4 protein-coding genes are annotated in these 5493 nt (G+C 48.4%); 1 reads left to right on the forward strand and 3 read right to left on the reverse strand.

Features of this window, described 5'->3' with window-relative positions:
• Window positions 1-115: 115 nt before the first annotated feature.
• Window positions 116-1075 (reverse strand): trypsin-like peptidase domain-containing protein, encoded by a 960-nt coding sequence (locus tag Q0294_RS13945; protein WP_299466462.1) that lies wholly within the window; start codon window positions 1073-1075, stop codon window positions 116-118.
• Window positions 1076-1164: 89 nt separating this feature from the next.
• Window positions 1165-2274 carry a hypothetical protein gene (locus Q0294_RS13950; RefSeq protein ID WP_299466464.1) on the reverse strand — a complete coding sequence of 370 codons (1110 nt, stop codon included), beginning with the start codon at window positions 2272-2274 and terminating at the stop codon, window positions 1165-1167.
• Window positions 2275-2828: 554 nt separating this feature from the next.
• Here Q0294_RS13950 and Q0294_RS13955 point away from each other — a divergent pair.
• Window positions 2829-3299 (forward strand): hypothetical protein, encoded by a 471-nt coding sequence (locus Q0294_RS13955; RefSeq protein ID WP_299466467.1) that lies wholly within the window; start codon window positions 2829-2831, stop codon window positions 3297-3299.
• 521 nt (window positions 3300-3820) lie between these two features.
• On the opposite strand, the gene Q0294_RS13960 is transcribed toward Q0294_RS13955, so the two are convergent.
• The coding region (locus Q0294_RS13960; protein ID WP_299466470.1) for a hypothetical protein at window positions 3821-5493 on the reverse strand (1673 nt) is incomplete at its 5' end.

Consider the following 5493-nt stretch of genomic DNA (forward strand, 5'->3'; position numbering starts at 1 on the left):
GTTCTGACAACCCCAACGTGCCATTCAACTTGTGAGTCGAAAAAAATTAGCCGTCGGGACAACGCCTCTTCGGGATGTACCAGAAAAAGGTGAAGCTGGTTGCAATTATTTTCGCCTACTTTTCAAAATCAGCCGTTTTTCTGCGGGGTGCGTCAAAATAACGATAGCCTGTATTCGGACTGGATTTGTCAAAGGCAAATGCATCCCGGTTATCCAGAAAGTGTTTTACGTAGGTGATGGGTATGGCAAATCCCAGCCCCTCACCCAGAATCAATTTCATATTGGTAACGCCGATTACTTCGCCGCGGGAATTAAACAAGGGGCCGCCGCTGTTCCCCGGGTTGATTTGAGTTGTGGTTTGAATATAAACAATGCCCTGCATGTTTCGATTCCGCGTACTGACAATGCCGCGCGAAACAGAACGTTCCAGTCCCAGTGGATTGCCAATGGCGAAGACTTCTTCTCCTTCGCGCTGTTTGTCATTTTCTGCCAGATAGACGGTACGGAATGTGACATCTTTCTGTAAAGGAATCCGCAATAAAGCCAGATCGAAAAAAGGGTTCAGCGCCACAATTTCGACATCTTTGATCTGTCGGCGCTGGAATTCACCGTTTTCAGTGCGATGAAAGATGGTAACGGCGATGCGTGTTTCCTGTTCCACAACATGATAATTGGTCACACAGTATCCACGGTCATTGATGATAAAGCCGGAACCGAGCCCGCTGGAGGTCTGCACCAGTGTCACCGCTTCTCCGTAGGTTCGCGCCAGCTCTTTAATACTTTTGACGGGGAGTTCGGCGATCGAATAAAACTTGTCCTTGCTTTTGGAAACCGTCGCTTGACTGGTGTCAGGTTTTTCCGATTTTGATCGGGAGCGAATCTGTTCCACGGGAATTCGCAACACTTCAAAACCGATATCCACTAACAGGTGCGTATTGCTCTGCTTCAGAATATCCCCTTCAATTTTATGTCCGCTGACGAGCTCAATCCACTCGGCGCGGACAAGGCTGGCGCAGTTCAGCACGAAAATCAGCAAACAAAGTCTTATGCCTGAGCTGTACCAATTCTGTATCATTCCCTCGATTCCTCTCTTATACAGCGGCTTCACGGTTTTAAATTACATACTTGTCGCTTCCGGATACCTGTTCCCGAAGCGAGACGCCGTTACTCTTTAAATTCGCTATGGCATTCTGTGCAGGCTTTATAAACACGCGTTAAACCTTCATCAAACTGCGGATAATTGTCATTTTTTGCCGCTTCAACCATTTTGAGACAGGCTTCCGACATCGGGTTGGCGTGCCCCAAAAAACCTTTGTCGTCATCATATCCATATCCCTTAGTCGTAATGATTTTCGCAACGGTTGCTAATAGATGAGTCTCCTCGATGACTTTTTCTTTTTCTGCTTTCAATGCATCAGCACTGCCGACATTCGATTTCAGCCATTTGTAGGCAATATCGGAGCGCTTCATCAGATCCCCCATCGAAGCCACCTCCGAGAGTGATTTTTTCTCGGGCGCATCAGACAGTCCTGCGGGCAGACTGCCATTCAGGATGACGATAATTTGTTCGTAGGGAACCTGGATATCCCGATAAGACTTGGCGCCACGCATCAGAGGCTCGGCTGAGATTTTGGCAGCCAGATCGCGCAGCTGTTTCGCATTTTTTTTCCAGGCGATGTCATCCGGATGTTCCGCCACAATTCCCGCCAGGGCAGCCAGAGTCGATGTGAAGGTCGGGATTTCCAGATAGGTGGTGTTATATGTACCCACTGACTGCATGTTTTTTGTTAAACGATTTCGAATATCTTTGACCTGCGCTTCCAGGACAGGCATCGGCATGAGTGTTTTCCAGTCAATGCCACCAGCGGGAGCAGGAGTCGTGCTCTGGGCGGCGGGTGTTTTCATCTCACCTGCGGGCGCAGGCGTGGTAGGAGAGGCAGCAACGGTATTGCCAGGTAACGAAACCGGTGTTACTGCCTGGTTATTTCCAGCCACAGCCAGAGGATTCTCAAACCAGACATCGTAGGGGATGCCGTCGAGCATTTTCCGGTCATCTTTTTTCTCAGCCGTTTTGGGAGCTTGTGTTTGTGTGCTCTGCGCGACTTGTGCAGTTGGCGTAGCTGGAGCGGCATTCGTGGTTTGGGTCTGGGGCGGAGGTGTTGGGGGAGCACTTCCACCACAACCAGTGAGAACTACAACAGACAGGCAGGCGCACAGCGATACGACAGACCACACGATCGGGTTTCTATTCAACCGGGATTCCGGCTTGTTCATGGATGTCTCCCTCAAGTCCTTGAAATTAAACCAATTAGATTATGTGTGATCCAAGCCGCCGATGCAACTGCAGCTTACCCTGATTATTTAATTCCGGTTATCGTAATGTTCATGCCAACTTCGAGATGGGGGCGCAGCGATTCACAGAACCCACGTGTCGAAATAACAAATCCTGCACGTATTTTAGTAGAGTCTTGCAATGCTTGCATCCCTGGTGTAAAAATATTCCTGTCAGGCAAGGGAGGGTTGTTTGGATGTTTGCATAAAAAAAGTGCGAACTAACCTTGTCAACTTAAACTCCACTTATTATCTCTGACCATTATCAGGCATGTAACTGGTACTGGTTTTTCACTTACTCGTGGGAATAATGAGTGGCGCGCCTGTCCTGTAGGGTATAGTTTGGGTGGTGGACGACCGAGACAAATCTCTGACCATTCAAGTGCTTAAACTACGCATTCTGGAGAATGCTTAAGCAAGTCGTCAAAAAAGGGATCAATAGTTAATCAGAGCTACCTTAATGGAGTTCACCATGGTAGCAAAAGGAGTACACAGAGATGAACAAGATTGTTTGTTACACGTTGGGCATCATCGCCCTGTCCGTTACGGCAGCTCAGGCTCAAGGTCCTGCATTCGAATTAGGACAAGGAGTTTATCTGAGCCAGACAACTGCAGCGCCTCCTGCTTCTGCACTTGCTCCTGAAGCCATGCCAGAGTTGACACCTCAACCGTTTGCACAACACGTTGCTTCAAACGAAATTCCGCTGTACGAAAATGTGAAGTACAAGCGGCCTCGCAATGTTGCACCTTGTTCAAACCCCAAGCTGGTGACCATCGTAGATCCTTGTGCTCCCAAACACAGCTGTTGTGAGCCTGGGTGTGTTGCTGTGGAAATTTGTGCTCCAGGCTGTGCCTGCGAGTGTGTCCGTTGCAGCAAAGATGGCCGTCGCAAGATTTTTGACTATGGCAAATACAGTGTGGTTGTTGAATCACAGCATGGAAAAGTGACTGTGACTTATCGCAGTTAATCAAGACTTAAGTAGCTTCATCACAATTTAAACAGCCAGAAATACAATTGTTTCTGGCTGTTTTTTCTTTTGCGCGACATCGATTTTCGCCCCACTCTGCCTGTGTCGGAGCTGCCATTCGTGGTGATGATGCGTTCCCGTGGTTGTAAAGGCGCCGGAGTGCGACCCGGTCAGGCCGGTGTTGAACCGGGACTGTCCCAAGTGTGACCGAAATGAAACGATAACACACCGGTTTTTTCAGGAATCATGCTCGTGCGTTCGCCTTGTTTTATCAAAGAGACCTTGATTCAGGCACAAATCCGTTTCCGGACGAACGATTGACTTGAAGAGAAGCGACTCATTTTGTTCATTACAAAATGGAGATTTTATTCTCCACGCGCGCGACGCATAGTACGCAGTTATCGTGATTGCGATTACAGAGTCAAGGCGATTCTGAACTTTAAAAACAGGCTTAAATTTCAAGTGGCTTTCGAAAACCAGAGCTTTGAAATTGTCAATCAGAATCTGGTTCATACGGGCTGTTATACGACTGCAGCCAGATATTTCGTCAGGTAAATGATCGCTGCTACTCCACACCAGGCCAGGATAAAACCGCTCAGATCCTGAAAAGTCGGCCTGGGAATTTCAATGTCTTTCGAGTTGGGAAACATTTTTGCGCCAACCGGTGCCGGGTTTTTGGGAAGTGTGCAGGGTGACTCGATTACTTCGTTTAAGATTACCGGAGTATGCATTAAGTTATAGAAATGGTCGAGTTTTTCCTGTGATTGGCGTGGCGTCAGGAAACTGACAACGATTCCACTGAGAACCGCAACACTCATGAAGGAAAACATCTGCCAGACATCCCACATTTTTGCTGTGGGACCATTGGTATTGAACATCAGATCTGGCAGCAGACCCATTTTATGAATCGCATCCGGATAGAAGGCGACGGCGATCCAGACGAGGATTCCCGAGACTGTGGAAGTCCAGACTGAAATCACGTTCCAGCGTCTCCAGACAATTGCAAACCAGAGGCTGATACCGATACAGGCTGGCGTTTTTACAATCACTTTCAAGGCAGCAATGATATCGGTAAACGTGGTCTGCAGAATGAGAGCCAGAATCACAATGATTAAACCGGACAGTCGACCGACCCAGAGATAGTGGCGCTGTGAGCGATTTTTCACGAGGCATTTGCGGTAAATATTTTCTGTGAATAAACCGCTGGAAATAATCATTTGTGCGTCGCTGGTACTCATGACGGCAGCTAATAAAGACGCGAGCAGTAATCCAATCAATCCTGGTGCGATTCGTGGAAGAATATCATGCGCAGCCATGCCGAAGAGTCTATCCGCAAAATTGCGATCCGTCGTTTCGATTTTTGCTTTTTCCTCAGCAGGAAGCTGGTGGAATTCCGGGCTGGCCCGCATGATCAACGATTGATAAATGACCTGATCTGCAGGGTCAGGCGAAGTTTTCAGGGGACTGCTATCGCCCATATACCAGACAATGCACGCCAATCCGGTAAAGGTCCAGGCGACGGTACAGAAGCGTTTGAGGAAGTTTCCGACGGTGAAACCAAAACGACCTTCAAATTCGGTTTTCCCAGCGCCGCAGACCCCCATAATATGAGGTTGGATCACAATGCCTGCCAGAGCGGTGACCGACAGCATGAATACATAAAAGGGTGTAATCGGTTCGCTTCCCAGCGTGGCAGCAATTTCAGGACTGGCGACTAAATCAAGCATCCCCTTTTTGAGATCAGCTTGAGGGTGGAGTTTACCGAAACCACCGATCTCGTAAAACACAAAAGGCAGCAGTAAAAACGAGAACACAATCGTCAGAATACCCTGAATGAAGTCCGTGATAATCGCTGCGCCTAATCCCCCCGCCATTCCATAAATGACGAACATGACTGTCACCGCCAGAATGGCGTATTCATAGCCCTGTAGCCTGCGTTCGGTGATTTTGAACGTTTTTTCTGTTGCATCCCATTCGGCGGCAGGAACCATGATGTTGGCTTGAATCGCCATGCGGTCCAGTTCATTTCCTGTCAAAGCGTCAACCATTTTTCCGGTTCCAAATAAACCCCCGGCAATGAAGGTGATCGAGATCGCAATTCCATAAAAGGAATACAGGACAGCGGTCGGCCCATTAAAGCGGGTTTCGAAGAAATCCGCTGTGGTCAATGCCCGCATTCGCCTGCACAAACCCG

Origin of the sequence: uncultured Gimesia sp., assembly GCF_937919775.1 — a bacterium.
In the GTDB taxonomy this organism is placed as follows: Bacteria; Planctomycetota; Planctomycetia; order Planctomycetales; family Planctomycetaceae; genus Gimesia.

What these genes read in the sequence shown, in the direction of transcription:
- Q0294_RS13945 (WP_299466462.1), bottom strand. Translation starts at nt 1,075, where the DNA reads ATGATACAGAATTGGTACAGCTCAGGCATAAGACTTTGTTTGCTGATT.
- Q0294_RS13950 (WP_299466464.1), bottom strand. Translation starts at nt 2,274, where the DNA reads ATGAACAAGCCGGAATCCCGGTTGAATAGAAACCCGATCGTGTGGTCT.
- Q0294_RS13955 (WP_299466467.1), top strand. Translation starts at nt 2,829, where the DNA reads ATGAACAAGATTGTTTGTTACACGTTGGGCATCATCGCCCTGTCCGTT.